The following is a 19392-nucleotide window of genomic DNA, read 5'->3' as shown; positions in this document are numbered from 1 at the left end:
CCGAAGCTGTCGGTGCCGATGCCGGCATAGGCCTGGCCGATGCGCTGCTGGGTGCCGGACTGGCCGACGCCGGAATAGCCGGTGCGGGCGCCGGCGTCCAAGCGCACGAAGGCGCGCAGGGTGCCGTAGGCGGTCTGGGTGCGGGCATCGAGGTTGATGCGCATCCGGCCCTGATAGCCCGACGTGTCGCCGGCATTGGTGCCGGCCTGGCGGGTGTAGCTGGTCTGGTAGCCGCCCTCGAACCGGGCGCGGCCCGAGACGCGCAGGCAGGTATCGGTGCCCGGGATGTAGAAGAAGCCGGCGCCGTAGGCGTTACAGACTCGGACGTACTCGACCGGCACCGCCTTCTTGACCGGCAGGTCGGCGGCGTGCGCGGCACCCACCGCCGCGAATGCGGCGGCGGACCCGAGCAGCGAGCTCTTCAAGAGCTTCATAGACATCTCCAAAACTTCGAGACCCAATGATGCGGACGTGTCCGGTTCTCCGGATCTTGCCGCGTTCCATGCGTTCGGCCCGCGTCTCGGGCGGCCGGACGATCCGGACCCGCGCTGGGCGTTGCCCGACTGCGCGATCATCATGCGCAGGCCGCCCGGTGGGAACAATACAATTTGGGTAACCGAAGCTATTGTTGGCGGCGCATGTGCTCTTTGGGCCACGAAATACCGATCCAGAAACAGTAGTAGCCGGCAAAATCTAGAAATATTTCGAAATGTATCTAGAATTTCAGGCGCGGATGCACACTCGGTGGCCTGCCTGCCGCCTTTATATCCAACGGCCCGGTTTGGGTTGGGTTCGTGAGGGCTGCCGGGCGGGAAGAGCGCTCCGGTGTGACCGGCCGCGTTCGACCCGCCGCGTCCCGGTCCGCCATCCCCGCTTCCCGCGGGTCCGCTGCGGGCGCTCCAGATCCGACGGGCGTCGGGATCGTCAGCGGGGCGGCACCGAATCGGGACGCGCGCGGCCCCGATATCCACACGCGACCCCAGCATTTTCCGGCGTGAGACCAGGAAAGCGAGAAACGGCCGCTTTCCGCCTCAATTGCCTATGGTTTGATAAGTAAAAGAGGAAAATCTTCGGCTGGGGCGTGCGCGATGTTCGAGAACTGGTTCTGGGGTGCGACGCTGGTCGCACTCATCGGCGTGGCGGCCCTGGTGGCGATCGGCGCCACCCAGGGGCCGCGCGTGGTCCGGCGGGACGTCGAACGCTCCCAGCCCGATCCGCGCCGGTCATTCGGACGCAAACGGCGTTGGCGCCGCCTCCCCGGGGCGGCGCGCCGCCCAGGCACCCTGCCGATCCGGTAAGTCGTTACATCCGCGCGCGGCTGCCCTCGCCGCACACCGGGGCAATTGCATATCAGCGACGCGGACGGTCGCCGTCGCCCGGCCGCCAGCGTGGCCCCGCGCCGCAGCCCGATCCTCGGAGATCCCTCATGAAGACCTACACCATCGCGGCCATCCCGGCGGACGGCATCGGCGTCGAGGTCATCGCCGCCGGCATCGAAGTGCTCGACGCCCTGGCCGAGAAGGCGGGCAGCTTCGCCTTCACGTTCGACCACTTCGACTGGGGCTCGGACTACTACAAGGCGCACGGCGTCATGATGCCGGCCGACGGCCGCGATCGGATCCGGAACCACGACGCGATCTTCTTCGGCGCGGTGGGCGCGCCGGACGTGCCCGACCACATCACCCTCTGGGGCCTGCGGCTGGCGATCTGCCAACCGTTCGACCAGTACGCCAATGTCCGTCCGACCCGGATCCTGCCGGGCATCACCAGTCCGCTGCGCCACGTCTCGGGTCCGGAACTCGACTGGGTGATCGTGCGGGAGAACTCGGAGGGCGAGTATGCCGGCGTCGGCGGCCGGGTCCATCAGGGCCATCCCAACGAGGTCGCCACCGACGTCTCGATGATGACCCGCTCGGGCGTCGACCGGATCATCCGCTACGCGTTCCATCTCGCCCGCTCCCGTCCGCGCAAGCTGCTCACCGTGGTGACGAAGTCGAACGCGCAGCGCCACGCCATGGTGATGTGGGACGAGATCGCCGCCGAGGTCGCCCGGGACTTCCCCGACGTGACCTGGGACAAGATGCTGGTCGACGCCATGACCATGCGGATGGTGATGAAGCCCGGGACCCTCGACACCATCGTGGCGACGAACCTGCATGCCGACATCCTGTCGGACCTCGCGGCGGCGCTGGCGGGCTCGCTCGGCATCGCCCCCACGGCGAACATCAATCCCGAGCGCACCTTCCCGTCGATGTTCGAGCCGATCCACGGCTCGGCCTTCGACATCGCCGGCAAGGGCATCGCCAACCCGGTCGCGACCTTCTGGACGGCCTGCCAGATGCTGGAGCATCTCGGCGAGAAACCCGCCGCCGACCGGCTGATGCGCGCGGTCGAGCGGGTGACGGCGGACCCGACCCTGCACACCCCCGACCTCGGCGGCACCGCCACCACGCGGCAGGTCACCGACGCCGTCCTCGCGGCCATCCGCGGCGACAACACCTGACGTCGGGAGATCGATCGCGACCCATGCAGGCCTCGGCGGCCGCCGCTCTGGCGTTCCCCGAAGATCCGGTGCGGGGGCCGCGATGGTTCCGCCCTGCGCCTCGCGCGGGCGGGACGTCCTCACGCGATGTCGGTCTGCCCCCTGCAGTGCGCGTGGCCCTCGATCACGCGGCGCAGGAGCCCGGAGAGGACGTCCTGCTCCGCCGGCGTGAGCGCCTGGACGGTCAGGGCGTGTGCCGCCCGCGCCGCCGGCTCCATCGCCCTGTGGAGTGCCGCCCCCTCGGCGGTCAGGCGACAGACCTGCGCGCGCCGATCCAAGGGCGATGACGCCCGGCTGACCAGGCCGCGCGCCGCCAGTCGCTTGAGGGCACCGGTCGTCGTCGTCCGGTCGAGGGCGACCGCGCTCGCGAGCGTGGTCTGATCGGCCTCCTCCAGATCCTGCAGGATCGAGAGCAGGCTGTACTGCAGCGGGGTGATGCGGAATGCGGCACAGCGCTCGGCGAACAGGCTGACGTGGATCTGGTGTAGGCGGCGGGCGAGGAAGCCCGGCCGCTCGACCAGGGGCCAACGCTGCGCTGCCGCAGATGCGTCCGCCCCCGTCGCCCCCTCCGCGCCGCCGACGTGCAGACCCTCAACCATCGAACCGTCTCCACCGAACCGTTCCGAACTTGGCACGCCCTGTGCGTGACGGAATACGAAGCATGCTTCGCTTTTGGCAAGCGTGATGCCGAAACGGGCGGGCCAGGATCACGAGGTCGAGATGGACAATCGCCGCTACGATCTGGTTCTGAGAGGCGGGCGCGTCATCTGCCCGGCCTCCGGCCTCGACGGGATCCGTGACGTCGCGGTGCAGGATGGGCGCATCGCCGCCGTGGCGGAAACCATCCTGCCGTCGTCCGCGGCCGCGGTGGTCGACGTCGCCGGCAAGCTCGTCTTGCCCGGCATGATCGACACCCATGCCCACGTCTATCAGTACGTCACCGGGCGCTTCGGCCTGAATCCCGACATGGTCGGCGTGCGCTCGGGCGTCACCACGGTGGTGGACCAGGGCGGCCCCTCCTGCATGACCCTTCCGGGCTTCCGCCACTTCATCGCCGAGCGGTCCGAGACGCGGGTGCTGGCCTTCCTGTCGGCCTACCTCGTCGGCGGTCTGGAGGGGCATTTCTACCCGAACCTCTACAGCCCGGACGGCGTCGATATCGACGCCACGGTGAAGTCGGCCACCGAGAACCGCGACCTCGTGCGCGGCATCAAGGGCCATGCCGAGATCGGCGGTTTCGCCCGCTGGGGCATCAAGGTCATGGAGATGGCGGCCGAGATCAGCCGGCGCTCCGACCTGCCGCTCTACGTGCATTTCGGCCAGCTCTGGGGCCTTCCGGAATCGGGCGCCAACGGCGAGGATGCCGACACCATCGTCGAGCGGGTGATCCCCCTGCTGCGGCCGGGCGACGTGCTGGCTCATCCGTTCACCCGGCATCCGGGCGGCTTCATCAACGAGCAGGGCGAGGTCCACCACATCATCCGCCGGGCGATGGACGCTGGGCTGAAGGTCGATGTCGGCCACGGCAGCCACTTCTCCTACCGCGTGGCCCGGGCGTCCCTGCCGGCGGGCGTGATCCCCTACACGCTGGGCGCCGACATGCACGGCTACAACACCGAGGTCCCCCAGCCCGCCGGCACCCCGGACGAGCATCACGACGACGAGAATCATCCCTTCCTCGGGCAGGCCCGGTTCAGCCTCACCCAGGCGATGAGCTCGATGATGGCGCTGGGCATCCCGCTGGAGGACGTGGTGCCGATGGTGACGTCGCACCCGGCCGAGATGCTGGGCCTGAGCGACAGCATCGGCGCCCTGAAGGTCGGCTACGCGGCCGATATCTCGGTGCTGCACGACGAGCGCGGCCGCTTCCTGCTGCGCGACAACGAGGATACGCGGGTCATCGCCGAGCGCCTGCTGCGCCCCGCCTTCTGCCTGCGCGCGGGGACGCGCTTCGAGGCCGATTCGCCGATCCTGCCTCAGGCGATCGCGGCCTGAGATGGCGCCGATGCCCGCCTTCGTCCTCGACGACCCGACACCGCCGGATCCCCGCCGCCGCTGGGCCGGCCTGGACCCCGCGGCCCGGGGCGCCTGCTACGACAACAACGCGGCCGTGGCCGACGCCGCGGCCCAGGTCGCAGCGCGCAACGCCGCCTCGGCGACGTACCGCGCCGCGCACCCGGCCGGCCTCGACATCGCCTACGCGGCAGGCGCCCGCACGGCCTTCGACCTCTACCCGGCGGCGGACGCACGGGCGCCCTGCCTGGTCTTCATCCATGGCGGCTACTGGCAGCGGAACGCGCGGGCCGATTTCGCCTGCTTCGCCGAGGGTCTCAACCGGGCCGGATGGTCGGTTGCGATGCCGGGCTACACCCTGGCGCCCGAGGCCAGCCTCGCCGGGATTTCCGCCGAGATCGGGGCCGCCCTGGATTGGCTCGGCGGGCATGGGACCGCCCACGGGATCGGCGGACCGATCGTCCTGGCCGGCTGGTCCGCGGGGGCTCAGCTCGCCGCCCTCCATCTCGGGCATCCCGCGGTGACGGCGGCCCTGGCGATCTCCGGCGTCTACGACCTCGCGCCGATCCGCGAGACCTACCTGAACGAGAAGCTCGGCCTGACCGATGCCGAGATCGAGACCCTGTCACCCCTCCGCCTGCCCGTCGCGGCCAAGCCGATGACGCTGGCCTACGGCAGCCGCGAGCTGCCCGCCCTCGTCCACGATGCCCGCAACCTCCACGCCCTGCGCAGCGCCGCCCATACCCCGGGCGCCCTGCTGCCGGTGCCGGGCGCCGACCATTTCTCGATCCTCGACGGGTTCCGCCGGCCGGACGGAATCCTGGTCCGCGCGGCGCAGGATCTGCTCGGAGGCGCCCGATGAGCCGCGAGGGCGTGGGGGTCGCTCTGCCCCGCAAGGAGGACGACCGCCTGATGCGCGGCCGCGGCCAGTATGTCGGCGACATTCGCCTGCCCGGGATGCAGGACGTCGCTTTCGTGCGCAGCCCCCTCGCCCACGCCCGCATCCGCGCCATCCACGTGCCGGACGCCTATCGCGACCGGGTGTTCACAGCCGCCGACCTCGACGGCGTGCTGCCGATCCGTGCCGTCTCGGGGCTACCCGGCTTCAAGGCCTCCGAGCAGCCGGTGTTGGCCACCGGCAAGGTCCGGCAGGTCGGCGAGCTGGTCGCGATGTGCGTCGCCGCGACCCGCGCCGAGGCCGAGGACATCGCCGCCGCCGTGGTGCTCGACCTGGAGGAGCTGCCCGCCATCCACGACATGCTGGCCGCCCGCGAACCGGGCTCCGCCCTCGTCCACGAGCATTGGGGCGACAACGTCTTCCTGGAGACCCTGGTCGATATCGGCATCGAGGCCGCCCTCGACGCGCCGATCCAGGTGAGCCGCACCATCTCGACGGGGCGCCAGTGCATGGCGCCGATCGAGGGCCGCGGCACCGTGGTGCAGCTCGATCACCGCCTCGACCAGCTCGTCGTCCACACCGCGACCCAGATGCCCCACATCGTGCGCAACGGCCTCTCGGAATGCCTCGGCATCGAGCAGGGCCGCATTCGCATCGTGTCGCCGGATGTCGGCGGCGGCTTCGGCTACAAGGCGATCCTGCTCGCCGAGGACGTGGCGCTCGCCTGGCTGACCCTGCGCCGCGGCCATCCGTTCCGCTGGCTGGAGGACCGGCGCGAGCATCTGACCGCCAACGCCAATTGCCGCGAGCACCATTACCGCATCACCGCCTACGCGGAGCGGGACGGCCGGCTCCGCGGCATTGATTGCGAGGCCACGGTCGATTCCGGCGCCTACTCGGCCTACCCGTTCTCGGCCTGCCTGGAGGCGGCGCAGGTCGCCAGCATCCTGCCCGGTCCCTACGACTTCCCTTCCTATCGCTGTCGCACGTGGTCCGTCGCGACCAACAAGTGCCCGATCTTGCCCTATCGGGGCGTCGCCCGCACCGGCGTCTGCTTCGCCCTGGAACTCGTGCTCGATGCCGTCGCCCGCGCCGCCGGGATCCCGCCCGAGGCGGTGCGCGAGAAGAACCTCGTGCGGCCGGAGCAGATGCCGTTCGAGAACATCACGAAGAAGCATTTCGACAGCGGCGACTACCCGGCGGCGCTCGCCCGGGCGCTGACGGCGATCGATGTCGACGCGGTCCGGGCCCGGCAGCGGGGGTCTGAGCCGGATGGACGCCGGATCGGCCTCGGGCTCTCGGTCTACTGCGAGCAGGCCGCGCACGGCACCTCGGTCTATTCCGGCTGGGGCATCCCGATGGTCCCCGGCCACGAGCAGGCCAGCGCCCGCCTGACCCCGGATGGCGGCCTGGAATTGCGGATCGGCGCGCATTCCCACGGCCAGGGCCTGGAGACGACGCTGGCCCAGGTCGCCCACGAGATCCTCGGCGTCCCGGTCGCGCGCACCCGCCTCGTCCACGGCGACACGGCGATGACGCCCTATTCCACCGGTTCCTGGGGCTCGCGGGTCATGGTCATGGCGGGCGGCGCGGTGGCGGCGGCCTGCGAGGTGCTGCGCGACCGCGCCGTCCGGATCGGCGCCCACCTGCTCCAGACGCGGCCCGAGGAATGCCGCTTCGCGGGCGGCCACGTGATCGGGCCCTCGGGCGACATCGCCCTGGAGGCCATCGCCCGGACTTGGTACCGGCGCCCGCAGGACCTCGCCCCCGATACCGATCCGGGCGGCCTCGAAGTCACCGCCGGCTACAAGCCGGTGCGGGATTCCGGCACCTTCTCCTACGCGGCCCACGCGGTCGTGGTGGCGGTCGATCCCGATCTCGGCGCTGTGGAGATCCTCGATTACGTCATCGTCGAGGACGGCGGCACGCTGGTGAATCCCCTGGTGGTGGACGGCCAGATTTACGGCGGCCTCGCGCAGGGGATCGGAACGGCGCTGTTCGAGGAGATGCGGTTCGACAGCCGCGGCCAGCCCCTCGCCTCGACCTTCGCCGACTATCTGCTCCCCGGTGCCGCCGACGTGCCGATGGCCCGCATCGACCATATGGAGACCCCCTCCCCCTACACGCGGTTCGGCCAGAAGGGCATCGGCGAGGGTGGCGCCATCGCGCCCCCGGCGGCGTTGGCCAACGCCGTCAACGACGCGCTCGCGCCCCTGGGCGTCGAGCTGCTGCACTCCCCCCTCACCCCGCGGCGGATCGTGGAGGCGGTGCTCGCCGCCCGGCCAACGGCCGAAACCGCCCGGGAGGCCGCATGAAGCCCGCCCCCTTCGCCTGGGAGCGCCCGGGCGGCCTCGCCGCGCTCCTGGCGCGCCTCGCCGGGGCCCCCGGCAACGTGAAGCTGATCGCGGGGGCCCAATCCCTCGGACCGATGCTGAACCTGCGCCTGGTCGAGCCGGACCTGATCCTCGACATCACCGGCGTGCCCGAGTTCCGCATCGCGCGGGTCGAGGGCGATACGCTCGTGCTCGGGGCCTGCGTGACCCATGCCGATATCGAGGACGGCCGCGTGCCCGACCTCACGCGGGGTGCCCTCCGGCGTGTCGCCGCCGCGATCGCCTACCGGCCGGTGCGCAACCGCGGCACGATCGGCGGGAGCCTGGTCCACGCCGACCCGGCCGCCGACTGGGTGAGCGCCCTGACCGCCCTCGGTGCCGAGGTCGAACTCGCGGGCCCGGACGGCCGCCGGACCCTCCCGGTGGAGCGCTTCGTCACCGGACCGCTCACGGTCGCCCTCGGTCCTGGCGAGATCCTAGTCACCGTGCGGATCCCGGCCCTGCCAGCGGGCGCGGCCTGGGGCTACGTCAAGCACTGCGCGAAGATCGGCGAGTTCGCCCACGCCATCGGCGCCGTGCGCCTCGAACCCGGCGCGGGACGGGGGCGGGCGGTGATCGGGGCGGTCGAGGGGCCGCCCGTGCTGCTCGCCGACGCCCGCCCGCTCTTCGGCGGCCGCATCGGCACCGATTTCGCGGAAAGGTTCGATGCCTCGGCGGCGGACGCGGTCCTGCGTGCCGCCGGCATGGCGGACGCGGTCGAACGCCACGTCCACGTGACGGTGCTGGCCCGCGCGGTCGCGCAGGCGGCCGAGCCCGCCCCCGTTCACCTTCCGGAGGCCGCATGAGCGCCGCCCTCGCGGAACCGCGGTCCGGCCGTCTGGTGCTGCCCCTGACGGTCAACGGCCGTGCCCTGCGGGTCGAGGCCGAGCCGCGCAGCCATCTCGGCGACCTGCTCCGCGACGGGCTGGATCTCACCGGCACGCATCTCGGCTGCGAGCACGGCGTCTGCGGCGTCTGCACGGTCCTGCTCGACGGCGAGCCGGCACGGGCCTGCCTGACCTTCGCGGGGGCCTGCGCCGGCGCCTCGATCACCACGATCGAGGGGCTGGATACGGACGAGATCGCGGGCGAGCTGCGGGCCGCCTTCAACCGCGCGCACGCCCTCCAGTGCGGCTACTGCACCCCCGGCATGCTGATCGCCGCCCGCGATCTGGTCCTGCGACTGCCGGAGGCCGACGAGCGGCGGATCCGCGTCGGCCTCTCGGGCAATCTCTGCCGCTGCACCGGCTATGCCGGGATCGTCCGGGCGGTGATGGCGGTGATCGGGGAACGGCGCGGGCGCGGCATCGGCCCGGAGACCGGCGCGGCCCGTGCCCTCGGCCCGGTCGGGGCCCGGATCGGCGAGACCATCGTCGCGCCCCTGCAACCGGCAACAGCCCCCCTCACCCCGGTCACCCCCGCCGCGGTGGCGGATCTCACCGCATCCTTCGTGCCGGCCCACAGCTTCGCGCAGGGCCTCGACCTCGCCCATCCGCCCGAGGCTGTCTTCGCGCTGCTGGGCGACATCGAGGCGGTCGCCGCCTGTCTGCCGGGCGCCGTTCTGACGGCCCGGCCGACCCCTGACACGGTCGAGGGCGGCCTGCAGGTGCGGATCGGGCCGATCGCCGCGACCTTCCGGGGTCGCGCCCGCATCGCGCGGGACGCGGCGGCGCGGAGCGGTTCGGTCCACGGCGCCGGCAGCGACGCGGGCGGCCGCTCGGCCACCGAGGGCCGGATCCGGTATCGTGTCGAGGCCGGGCCGACGCCGGACACCGCCCGGGTCGAACTCGAGGTCGGCTACACCCTGACCGGGCCGCTGGCGCAGTTCGGCCGCCCCGGCCTCGTGCGCGACCTCGCCGGCCGCATCGCCGCGGACTTCTCCCGCAACCTCGATGCCCGGCTCTCGGGCACCGCCGCCCCGGCCTCCACCGGGCTCAATCCCCTCCGCCTGCTCCTCGGCCTCGTCCGCGCGCGCCTGACGGCGTGGCTCGGCCGCGCCTGATCCCCCGCCGCTTTCCACCCACCCCGGAGACACGAGCATGCCTGGCCGGTTCACCCTCACGACCGCGATCCTGCTGGCGCTCACGGCGACGGGCGCCCAAGCGGACGCGATCCGCATCGGCGTCAACGAGCCCCTGACCGGGCCGTTCGCGGCTTCGGGCACCTACGTGGTGAACGGCGCCAAGATCGCCGCCGACGAGATCAACGCCAAGGGCGGCGTCCTCGGAAAGACCATCGAACTCGTGATCGAGGACAACAAGAGCAACCCGACCGAGGCCGCTGCAGTCGCCGAGAAGCTGATCACCAGCGACAAGACCCCGGTGATGATGGGGGCCTGGGGCTCCAGCCTGACGCTCGCCGTCATGCCGAAGCTCATGGATTACGAGACGCCGATGCTGGTCGAGACCTCCTCGTCCGGCAAGATCACGACGTCGGGCAATCCCTACGTGTTCCGGATCTCGCCGCCCTCGTCCCTGGAGGCCGAGACCTTCGCGCCGATGGTCGGCCGCCTCGGCCTGAAGAAGGTCGATTTCCTGGTCCTCAACAACGATTTCGGCCGCGGCGCAGCGACCGATTTCGGCAAGATGCTCAAGGACAAGGGCGTCACGGTCGGCCTCGTCGAGACCATGGACCAGGGCGCCCAGGACATGAGCGCCCAGCTGTCCAAGCTGAAGGCCTCGGATTCCGACACGATCATGATCACGAGTTCGGTGGATCAGCTGGTGCTGCTGTTCAAGCAGATGGCGGCGCTCGGCCTGAAGAAGCGGGTGATCACCACGGGCGGCTCCCAGAATCCGGACCAGATCATCGCCCAGGCCGGCGCCGCAGCCGACGGCACGATGCACCTGACGACGTTCCTGCCCTGGTCGCCCGACAGGACGCCGGACCCGAAGGCCACCGCGGCGTTCATCGACGCCTGGAAGAAGCGCGGCTTCGAATTCGCCGGCGTCACCGAGAGCTTCCGCGGCTACGATGGCATCCGCGCCATCGCGCACGCCATCGAGACGGCGGGCTCGACCGATCCGGCCGCGATCGCCAAGGCGTTCTGGTCCGTCGACTTCGTCGGCCTCAACGGGCCGATCCGCTTCGCAAAAGCCGGTCCCGCCGGCAAGGAAAGCGGGCAGAGCAAGCCCGACGTCTATCTGATCGAGATCAAGGACGGGAAGGTGATCGTGCCGACCCTGTAGGGGCAGCCCGTGCTCGCTCCCCACACCGGATTCACACATCGCTGCCGGATTGGAGCAACGACCGGCCCCGAGCGCCTTCCCCCCCGCAGTGAGGGTAGGGAGGGCGCGTGGCGGCTTTGGCCCGCCACACCGGTCGACCGGGCGATGATCCCGGACACGACCTGTGAATCGGTAGCCCCCCGCGGGAAGAGATGCTCGCCGCGGCGCCGGACATTCGGCCCGCAACCCGCCAGGAGAGGCCCGTGGACGAACTGATCCAGCACCTCGCCAACGCGCTGATCCTCGGCGGCACCTATGCCCTGCTGGGGATCGGCCTGACGCTGATCTTCGGGATCATGAACGTGGTGAACTTCACCCACGGCGCACTCTACACGGTCGGCGCCTACGTCATGTACTTGGCCGTCGCCGGGCTCGGGCTGAACTTCTTCCTGGCGCTGCCGGTGGCGATCCTGGGCGGGCTACTCCTCGGGGCCGCCATCGAATTGCTGCTGCTGCGCCCATTCCGGGGCTCGGATATCGACACCACCATGCTGGTGATGATCGCCGCCGGCATCATCCTGCAATCGGGCACGCTCTGGACCTTCGGCGGCGTCGCCAAGGCGATCCCCTCGCCCTTTCCGGAGGCACCGCTCCAGATCGGCCCGGTCTCGCTCTCCTGGCTGCGGCTGTTCGTGCTCGGGGCGGCGCTCGCCCTGATCGCGCTGTCCTACGCGCTGATCAACCGGACCAAGCTCGGGCTCGCCATGCGCGCCGCCTTCCAGGATGCCGATACGGCGGCGCTGATGGGCGTCGACGTCCGCCGGATCTACACCGCCACCTTCGCCCTCGGCTCCTCGCTCGCGGCGGCGGCGGGTGCCCTGCTGGGTCCGGTCTACGTGGTGTTCCCGCAGATGGGCGGGCTCGCCGAGCTCAAGGCCTTCGCCATCGTCATCCTCGGCGGCCTCGGCAACGTCACCGGCGCGGCCATCGGCGGTTTCATCCTGGCGCTCGCGGAGGAGTTCGGCGCCGGCTACGTCTCCTCCGGTTACCGGGACGCGATGGGCTTCCTGATCATCATCACGGTCCTGCTGTGCAAGCCCACCGGACTGTTCGCGCGGGCGGAGCGGATTGGATGAGCCGGTTCCTTCCCCTCGCGCTGCTCGCCGGCCTCGTCGTCCTGCCGCTGGCGCTCGGCCCCAATCCCTACCTGCTCAACGCGCTGATCGTGACGGGCATCCTGACCATCGGCGCGATGAGCCTGAACCTGCTCCTCGGCTATACCGGGCAGCTCAGCCTCGGCCACATCGCCTTTTTCGGCATCGGCGCCTATGTCAGCGCGCTCACGAGCCTCGGCTTCGATGTCGAGATCGGCTTCGGCCTCCGGGTGGTGCACGCACCCTGGCCGGCGGCGGTCGGGTTCCTGCTGGCGACGGTCGCGGCGGGGAGCTGCGGCTACCTGATCGGGCGGCTCTCCTTCCGGGTGCGCGGCGCCTATTTCGTGATCGTGACGATCTCCTTCGCCGAGGTCGTGCGGCTCGTGGCCCTCAATTGGGTGGAGCTGACCCAGGGGCCGCTGGCGCTCACCAACATCCCGGCGATCACCCTCGGCCTGCCCGGCCTCGGGATGTGGACCCTGAAGACCAAGCTGCAGAACTACTACCTCGTGCTGGCGGTCGGCACGCTCTGCTACGGCGTGATCGCCCGCCTCGTCGGCTCGCAGTTCGGCCGGGCGATGCGCGGTCTCAAGGAAAACGAGCCGCTGGCGCTCTCGGTGGGCATCAACGCCACCCGCACCCTGACGGTGGCGGCGGTGATCTCGGCCGCGATGGCCGGCGCGGCGGGCAGCCTCTACGCCCATTACCTGCGCATCATCGACCCCGACGTGTTCCTGTTCGCCACCACGGTCAGCATGGTCATCATGGTGGTGGCCGGCGGCAAGGGCACCCTGTTGGGCCCGATCGTCGGCGGCCTGATCTTCGGCCTGCTGCCGGTGGCGCTGCGCCCGGTCATGGCGCCCGAGGCCCAGTGGATCGTCTACGGTCTCGTGCTGATCGTGATCCTGTTCGTGATGCCGCGGGGCATCGTGCCGGGGCTGTCGGGCCTGCTCGGCCGTCGATCGGCGCCGACCGTCCCCGTCCTGGAGGCCAGTCCGGCGGTGCAGCGATGAGCGCGATTCTCTCGGTCGAGCATGTCGGTGTCCGCTTCGGCGGCCTCGTCGCCATCGCGGACCTGCATTTCGACGTCCAGGACGGCGAGATCGTCAGCCTGATCGGCCCGAACGGGGCCGGCAAGACCACCGCCTTCAACGTCATGACCGGTTTCCTCAAGCCCAGCCAGGGTGCGGTCCGCTTCCGTGGCACCTGCCTGGACGGGCTGGCGCCCCACGCGATCACGCGCCTCGGCCTGGCCCGCACCTTCCAGCGCACCAGCGTGTTCCCGGACGACACGGTGCTCGACAACGTGATGATCGGCCTCCACCGCCGGGGGGCCCCGATGAGCCGCACGTCATTCCGCGACGCGCTGCTCGGCCGTTCGGGTGCCGGCGAGCGCGCCCTGCGCGACCGCGCCGAGGCGCTGCTCGACTGGGTCGGGATCGCCGACAGGGCGCGGGAGAAGGCCGGCGCCCTGGCCTATGGGGAACAGCGCCTCGTCGGGGTGGCGCTGGCGCTCGCCACGGACCCGACCATGCTCCTCCTCGACGAGCCGGTCTCGGGAATGAACGCCTCGGAGACGCGGGTGTTCGTGCGGCTGATCGAGCAGATCCGGGGGCGCGGCATCACCATCCTGCTGGTCGAGCACGACATGCCGATGGTGATGGAGGTCTCCGACCGCATCGTCGTCCTGAACTACGGCCGCCTCATCGCCGAAGGGCCGCCGGACCGGATCCGCGCCGACCCCGTGGTGATCGAGGCCTATCTCGGCCAGGGCAGCGCGGCCCGGCAGGCCGCCGCCGCGGTGCTTGAGGCGGCCGATGCTTGAGATCCGTGACCTCGTCTGCGGCTACGGCCACGTCACCGCCCTGAAGGGTCTCACGATCGACGTGCGCGAGGGCCAGCTCGTGGCCCTCGTCGGGGCGAACGGCGCCGGCAAATCCACGACGCTCCGGGCGATCTCGGGCCTGGTGTCGCCGCGCGCCGGTGCGATCCGGTTCGCCGGGCGCGACATCGGGGGGGCGGAGCCCCGCCGGATCCTCGCCGCCGGCATCGCCCATTGCCCGGAGGGCCGGCGCGTCTTCCCGCAGATGACCGTCTCCGAGAACCTCGCCATGGGTGCCTATCTGCGCCGCGACCGGGCCGGGATCGCGGCGGATCTGGAACGCATCTACGGCGAGTTTCCCCGCCTCGCCGAGCGCCGCGACCAGGCGGCCGGCACCCTGTCGGGCGGCGAGCAGCAGATGCTGGCGATCGGCCGCGCGCTGATGGGGCGTCCGAAGCTCGTCCTGTTCGACGAGCCCTCCCTCGGTCTCGCCCCCAACATCGTCGAGCGGATGTTCGCGGTGATCCGGGCGATCCGCGACGCCGGCACGACCGTGCTCCTCGTCGAGCAGAACGCCTTCGCGGCCCTCGAACTCTGCGACTACGCCTATCTCCTCGAGACCGGCCGCATCGTGCTCGAAGGGACCGGGCAAGCCCTCATCGCCGATCCGCATGTGCGGGACGCCTATCTCGGTGGCTAAGACGGGCCGGCCGGGGTGGATCCGCCTGGGCCCGGACGATCGTCTCGGCGATCGCCCCCTGATGCCGATCACCGTGGGTGGCCACAGCCTGCTACTCGTCCAGGCGGGCGGCCGGATCGTGGCCGCCGAGCGGGCCTGCCCGCACGAGGGGGCCGACCTGTCCCTCGGCCGGTGCGTCGGCGGACGGCTGCTCTGCCCGAGGCATCGCGCCTCCTTCGACCTGCGGGACGGGTCCGTCTCGCCGGGCTGGTCGTTCCGCGCCCTGCGCCTGTTCAGGATCGAGTCCGCCTCGGACGGGCTCTGGCTGGCGGTGGAAGCCGGGCTTACGGTCCGGACCCCGTGACGGGGCGTTCCGCGCGGCCCCGGTTCGCCGAACCCCGAAAACAACAAAGCCCGCCAACGATTTGGCGGGCTGCTGTCAGTCGATTGGTGCCCAGGAAAGGACTCGAACCTTCACCTCTCGCGAGACTGGTACCTGAAACCAGCGCGTCTACCAATTCCGCCACCTGGGCATGTCGTCGGCCATCGGCCGGCGACGGCTTCGTTTAGGCAAGGGAACCGCCGCCGTCAATCGGGATTTCAGCGCTGCGGCCACTCCCGGATGTCGACGAAGCGGCCGGCCACCGCGGCGGCCGCCGCCATGGCGGGCGAGACCAGGTGCGTGCGCCCGCGCGGGCCCTGCCGGCCCTCGAAGTTGCGGTTCGAGGTCGAGGCGCAGCGCTCGCCGGGCCGCAGCTTGTCCGGGTTCATGCCGAGGCACATGGAGCAGCCCGGCTCGCGCCAGTCGAAGCCCGCCGCCTTCAGGATCCGGTCGAGACCCTCGGCCTCGGCCTGCGCCTTCACCAGCCCGGAGCCCGGGACGATCATCGCCGAAACGCCCTCATGCACCTTGCGGTCGCCGACCACCCGCGCGACCTCGCGCAGATCCTCGATCCGCCCGTTCGTGCAGGAGCCGATGAAGATCCGATCCAGGGAGATGTCGGTGATCCGGGTGCCCGGCGTCAGGCCCATATAGGCCAGGGCCTTCTCCTTCGACTGCCGCTTGTTCTCGTCGGCGATCTCGGCCGGATCCGGAACGCGGCCCTGGATCGAGATCACGTCCTCCGGGCTCGTCCCCCAGCTGACCAGCGGCGGCAGGTTGGCGGCGTTGAGGCGGACCTCGCGGTCGAAGAAGGCGCCCGGGTCGGTGACGAGGCTCTCCCAGTAGCGGCATGCCGCGTCAAAGGCCGCGCCCTTCGGTGCCTTCGGGCGGTCCTTCACGTAGGCGAAGGTCGTCGGGTCCGGCGCAACCATGCCGGCCCGGGCGCCGCCCTCGATCGACATGTTGCAGATCGTCATCCGCCCCTCCATCGAGAGGGCGCGGATCGCCTCGCCGGCATACTCGATCACGTGGCCGGTGCCGCCGGCGGTGCCGATCTCGCCGATGATCGCCAGGATGATGTCCTTGGCGGTGACCCCCGGCGGCAGGGTGCCGTCGACGGTGACGCGCATGTTCTTGGCCTTGCGCTGCACCAGCGTCTGTGTGGCGAGCACGTGCTCGACCTCCGAGGTGCCGATGCCGTGCGCCAGCGCCCCGAAGGCACCGTGCGTCGAGGTGTGGGAATCGCCGCACACGATGGTCTGGCCGGGCAGCGTGAAACCCTGCTCGGGGCCGATGATGTGGACGATGCCCTGGCGCCGGTCGAAGGCGTCGTAGAACTCGATGCCGAAATCGCGCACGTTCTCGGCCAGCGCATCGAGCTGGGTCAGGCTCTCGGGATCGTCGATGCCCTTCGACCGGTCGGAGGTCTGGACGTTGTGGTCGACCACCGCCAGCGTCTTTTCCGGATGGCGCACCTTGCGGCCGGCGACGCGCAGCCCCTCGAAGGCCTGCGGGCTCGTCACTTCGTGAACGAGGTGGCGGTCGATGTAGAGGAGGCAGGAGCCGTCCGGCTGGACATCGACGACGTGGTCGTCCCAAATCTTGTCGTAGAGGGTGCGCGGGCTGGTCATCGGTTTTCGTCTTCGAGAATGGGGCGGTACAGAGCTCTCGCGATGATGCGTCGTTCTTACTAGGCATCGCGCGGGCATTTCGGAAGGGGCGAGTTGCGCCCCGGTCGAATGACCGCCCGGCGCCGGGGCGCGGATGTCATCGACGGCGGGGGCGCCCGCTGGCGTCCCACCCCGCACTGGCCCTATGCGGGATTGAGGAACCGGCCGCGCCGCTGGACGGCCGAACGAGGGAGTGAGCGATGCCTGACGCGCCGTCCGAGATCCTGTTCCTGCGGAAAATGCATCCGCTCGTCGAAGCGGCCTTCGAAGGTCGGTACGGCGTCCATCGGCTCGCCGGCGCCGCGGATGCCGAGGCATTGCTCGCCGAGACCGGCCCGCGGATCCGCGCCCTGTGCGTCGGCGGCGCCGCGGCGGTCGACGCCGCCCTGATCGACCGGCTGCCGAAACTGGAGCTCATCGCCAATTTCGGGGTCGGCTACGACGCGGTCGACGCCGCGGCGGCGCACCGGCGCGGCGTCGTCGTCACCAACACGCCGGACGTGCTCACCGACGAGGTCGCAGACCTCGCGATCGGCCTCGTGATCGCCACCCTCCGCCGAATCCCGCAGGCCGACCGGTACCTCCGCGCCGGCCATTGGCCGAAGGCCCCATTCCCCCTCTCCGCCTCCCTGCGCGGGCGCCGCGTCGGCATCCTCGGGCTTGGGCGGATCGGGCGGGCCATCGCCCGGCGCCTGGAAAGCTTCGGCGTCGCCATCGACTATCACGGCCGCCGCCCGCAGGCGGACGTTCCCTACACCTATCACGACAGCCTGATCGGCATGGCGCATGCGGTCCATATCCTGATCGTGGTCGCGCCGGGGGGCGCCGACACCCGCGGGCTGGTGGATGCGGCGGTGCTGGAGGCCCTCGGCCCCGAAGGGATCCTGGTCAACGTCGCCCGCGGCAGCCTCGTGGACGAGGCGGCGCTGATCGCCGCGCTCAAGGCTGGGACCATCCTGGGCGCCGGGCTCGACGTGTTCGAGAACGAGCCCCACGTCCCGGGCGACCTCGCCGCCCTCGACAACACGGTGCTGCTGCCGCATGTCGGCTCGGCCTCTGAGCACACCCGTGCCGCGATGGCCCAGCTCGTCGTCGACAACGTCGTCTCGTGGTTCGAGGGGCGGGGACCGCTGACGCCCGTCGCCGAGACACCCTGGAGCCCGAACGCGTGAAGCCCGCACCGGCCGCCCTGCTGGCCGCCCTGGCCCTGCTCCCGTGGCCAGTGGCGGCTCAGGACGCGCCCGCGGCCCTGCCCGAACCGAGCCCCCCGGTCGCGGAGACGCCGGCACCGGCCGCGGCGCCGACCAGCCTGCCCGAGAAGCTCGGCGAAGCCCCCGGGACCTGGGATCTGTCCCGGGACGGCACCAACCGCCGCTGCGTGTTGACGCTCGTGCTCGACAGCGGCGAGGCCGGCCGGCGCCTGCGCTTCCCGGCCGGATGCCGGCGGGCGCTGCCGGTGATGAACGGGATCGCCGGCTGGCTGTTCGTCGAAGGGGCCGTGCGCCTCGTCGACCGCAACGTCCGTCCGGTCCTCGAATTCGCCCGGCGCCCGGACCAGCGCAGCTTGGTCGCCAAGATGGAGAGCGGCGAGCAGTACAGCCTCGTCCCCCTCGATATCGTGGCGATGCGCCCCGGCGGTCTGGCCGGCGCCGAGGCCGAACCGGTCCCGCCGGACCCGTCCACCCCGACACCGCTCCAGGCGGCGCCGCCCCTGCCGGCCGCGCTGCAGCCGGCCTCGACCGCCCCGGCCGGCCCGGCCCCGGGGACCTACGCCCTCGACCGGTTCCAGGAGCACGACACCTGCCGGATCACCCTCGACGGCGTCGGCGGCGGCGTGCGCCTGGTGCCCGGCTGCCACGATGGCGGCCTGGAGGTGTTCGATCCGGTCCGCTGGCGCTACGCCGACGGCCGGATGACCCTCACCGCCAAGCGCGGCCACAGCATCGACCTCGTACCGAGCGGCGACGGACGCTGGCGGCGCGATCCGGAGGTCGGCACGACCTTCGTCCTGCGCCGCGTGGAGTGATCGTTACCGGCTCGACCGCCGGCCGTCCTGGACCGGCAGCATCCGCTCCAGCAGGCCGTCCCGGCGGATCACGAGGTGCCAGACGGTGCCGGCGATGTGCAGCAGGACCAGCGCGTAGACGAACCACTGCCCGACGAGGTGGATCGAGTCGGCGATCTTCTGGGCCGCGTCGTCCTTCGGCAGCCCGGGGATCGTGAACAGCCAGAAATACGGCGTGTCGCGCCCCGACAGGGCGCTCAGCAGGTAGCCGCTGATCGGCATGATCAGGAAGATCGCGTACATCAGGTAGTGGTTGATGCGCCCGATCAGGGTCAGGAGTCGGGGCGCCTGGGGATCCGCCGGCGCGGGCCGGATCATCCGCCAGACGATCCGCACGACGACGATCGCCAGGATGGTCAGGCCCACCGACTTGTGCAGGACGAAGAAGTTGCCCTTGGCGGGTGCGGGCGGGAGGCTTGCGGCCACCCAGGCGAGCGGCAGGACCGCCAGGACCAGGGCCGCGGTCAGCCAGTGCAGGGCCTGGGCCAGCGGATTGTAGCGTGGCAACCCGGATGCCGTGACGTAGGTGGCGGGCAGCGCCACGGGGGCGGCCTTCCCGGTCGTGATCGGAGAACCTGACATGATCCCTCGCGGGTGAGCGTCGTCCGTTCGAGCACTTAGGGTCGGC

Annotated in this window: 19 protein-coding genes and 1 tRNA gene; 15 read left to right on the top strand and 5 right to left on the bottom strand. The window is 71.1% G+C overall.

Annotated elements, in window-relative coordinates; all coding sequences use genetic code 11:
- Positions 1–434, bottom strand: a 434-nt coding sequence (locus MKK69_RS17285) for a porin (protein ID WP_243969799.1), incomplete at its 3' end; no start/stop codon positions are given.
- 654 nt (positions 435–1088) lie between these two features.
- Here MKK69_RS17285 and MKK69_RS17280 point away from each other — a divergent pair.
- A complete protein-coding gene (locus tag MKK69_RS17280; protein ID WP_243969797.1) occupies positions 1089–1298 on the top strand; it encodes a hypothetical protein in 210 nt (69 codons plus the stop codon).
- Between the two features lie 128 nt (positions 1299–1426).
- Entirely contained in the window at positions 1427–2503 is a 1077-nt protein-coding gene (locus MKK69_RS17275) for a tartrate dehydrogenase (RefSeq protein ID WP_243969795.1), read from the top strand.
- Positions 2504–2622: 119 nt separating this feature from the next.
- Here the strand turns inward: MKK69_RS17275 and MKK69_RS17270 are convergent, their stop codons facing one another.
- Positions 2623–3141 (bottom strand): MarR family winged helix-turn-helix transcriptional regulator, encoded by a 519-nt coding sequence (locus tag MKK69_RS17270; protein ID WP_243969793.1) that lies wholly within the window; start codon positions 3139–3141, stop codon positions 2623–2625.
- Positions 3142–3262: 121 nt separating this feature from the next.
- On the opposite strand from MKK69_RS17270, the gene MKK69_RS17265 reads away from it, so the two are divergent.
- From MKK69_RS17265 to MKK69_RS17215, 11 genes are all read left to right on the top strand, one after another.
- Positions 3263–4537: an amidohydrolase/deacetylase family metallohydrolase gene (locus MKK69_RS17265; protein WP_243969800.1), complete on the top strand. Its 1275-nt coding sequence runs from the start codon at positions 3263–3265 to the stop codon at positions 4535–4537.
- A 10-nt stretch (positions 4538–4547) separates the two neighbouring features.
- Positions 4548–5417: an alpha/beta hydrolase gene (locus tag MKK69_RS17260; RefSeq protein WP_243969791.1), complete on the top strand. Its 870-nt coding sequence runs from the start codon at positions 4548–4550 to the stop codon at positions 5415–5417.
- Positions 5414–7768: a xanthine dehydrogenase family protein molybdopterin-binding subunit gene (locus MKK69_RS17255; RefSeq protein WP_243969789.1), complete on the top strand. Its 2355-nt coding sequence runs from the start codon at positions 5414–5416 to the stop codon at positions 7766–7768. The genes MKK69_RS17260 and MKK69_RS17255 overlap by 4 nt, the downstream gene beginning before the upstream one ends.
- Entirely contained in the window at positions 7765–8631 is an 867-nt protein-coding gene (locus tag MKK69_RS17250) for an FAD binding domain-containing protein (protein WP_243969787.1), read from the top strand. The genes MKK69_RS17255 and MKK69_RS17250 overlap by 4 nt, the downstream gene beginning before the upstream one ends.
- A complete protein-coding gene (locus tag MKK69_RS17245; protein ID WP_243969785.1) occupies positions 8628–9827 on the top strand; it encodes a xanthine dehydrogenase family Fe-S subunit in 1200 nt (399 codons plus the stop codon). The genes MKK69_RS17250 and MKK69_RS17245 overlap by 4 nt, the downstream gene beginning before the upstream one ends.
- Positions 9828–9864: 37 nt before the next feature.
- Positions 9865–11013, top strand: a complete 1149-nt coding sequence (locus MKK69_RS17240; protein WP_243969783.1) for an ABC transporter substrate-binding protein — start codon at positions 9865–9867, stop codon at positions 11011–11013.
- 242 nt (positions 11014–11255) lie between these two features.
- Entirely contained in the window at positions 11256–12128 is an 873-nt protein-coding gene (locus MKK69_RS17235) for a branched-chain amino acid ABC transporter permease (protein WP_243969782.1), read from the top strand.
- The gene (locus MKK69_RS17230; RefSeq protein WP_243969780.1) at positions 12125–13159 is read left to right on the top strand and encodes a branched-chain amino acid ABC transporter permease; all 1035 of its coding nucleotides are present in this window, start codon (positions 12125–12127) and stop codon (positions 13157–13159) included. Before MKK69_RS17235 ends, MKK69_RS17230 begins: the two co-directional genes overlap by 4 nt.
- Positions 13156–13971, top strand: coding sequence for an ABC transporter ATP-binding protein (locus tag MKK69_RS17225; protein WP_243969778.1), 816 nt, complete (start codon positions 13156–13158; stop codon positions 13969–13971). The genes MKK69_RS17230 and MKK69_RS17225 overlap by 4 nt, the downstream gene beginning before the upstream one ends.
- On the top strand, positions 13964–14668 hold the full coding sequence (locus MKK69_RS17220; protein WP_243969776.1) for an ABC transporter ATP-binding protein: 705 nt from the start codon (positions 13964–13966) through the stop codon (positions 14666–14668). The genes MKK69_RS17225 and MKK69_RS17220 overlap by 8 nt, the downstream gene beginning before the upstream one ends.
- On the top strand, positions 14640–15011 hold the full coding sequence (locus tag MKK69_RS17215) for a Rieske (2Fe-2S) protein (RefSeq protein WP_279598446.1): 372 nt from the start codon (positions 14640–14642) through the stop codon (positions 15009–15011). The genes MKK69_RS17220 and MKK69_RS17215 overlap by 29 nt, the downstream gene beginning before the upstream one ends.
- An 84-nt stretch (positions 15012–15095) precedes the next feature.
- Here the strand turns inward: MKK69_RS17215 and MKK69_RS17210 are convergent.
- Both MKK69_RS17210 and leuC read right to left on the bottom strand, forming a co-directional pair.
- A tRNA-Leu gene (locus MKK69_RS17210) sits at positions 15096–15180 on the bottom strand.
- Between the two features lie 67 nt (positions 15181–15247).
- Positions 15248–16660 carry a 3-isopropylmalate dehydratase large subunit gene (leuC, locus tag MKK69_RS17205; protein ID WP_243969772.1) on the bottom strand — a complete coding sequence of 471 codons (1413 nt, stop codon included), beginning with the start codon at positions 16658–16660 and terminating at the stop codon, positions 15248–15250.
- Positions 16661–16899: 239 nt separating this feature from the next.
- On the opposite strand from leuC, the gene MKK69_RS17200 reads away from it, so the two are divergent.
- Positions 16900–17871: a 2-hydroxyacid dehydrogenase gene (locus MKK69_RS17200; RefSeq protein WP_243969770.1), complete on the top strand. Its 972-nt coding sequence runs from the start codon at positions 16900–16902 to the stop codon at positions 17869–17871.
- Positions 17868–18725: an AprI/Inh family metalloprotease inhibitor gene (locus MKK69_RS17195; RefSeq protein ID WP_243969767.1), complete on the top strand. Its 858-nt coding sequence runs from the start codon at positions 17868–17870 to the stop codon at positions 18723–18725. Before MKK69_RS17200 ends, MKK69_RS17195 begins: the two co-directional genes overlap by 4 nt.
- A 3-nt stretch (positions 18726–18728) precedes the next feature.
- Here MKK69_RS17195 and MKK69_RS17190 read toward each other — a convergent pair whose 3' ends face one another.
- A complete protein-coding gene (locus tag MKK69_RS17190; RefSeq protein ID WP_243969765.1) occupies positions 18729–19346 on the bottom strand; it encodes a cytochrome b in 618 nt (205 codons plus the stop codon).
- Between the last annotated feature and the right edge of the window lie 46 nt (positions 19347–19392).

The organism is Methylobacterium sp. J-026, from assembly GCF_022829585.1.
Classification (GTDB): domain Bacteria; phylum Pseudomonadota; class Alphaproteobacteria; order Rhizobiales; family Beijerinckiaceae; genus Methylobacterium.
The sequence above is the reverse complement of the archived record's forward strand: the minus strand, read 5'-3'. Positions and strand labels throughout refer to the sequence as shown.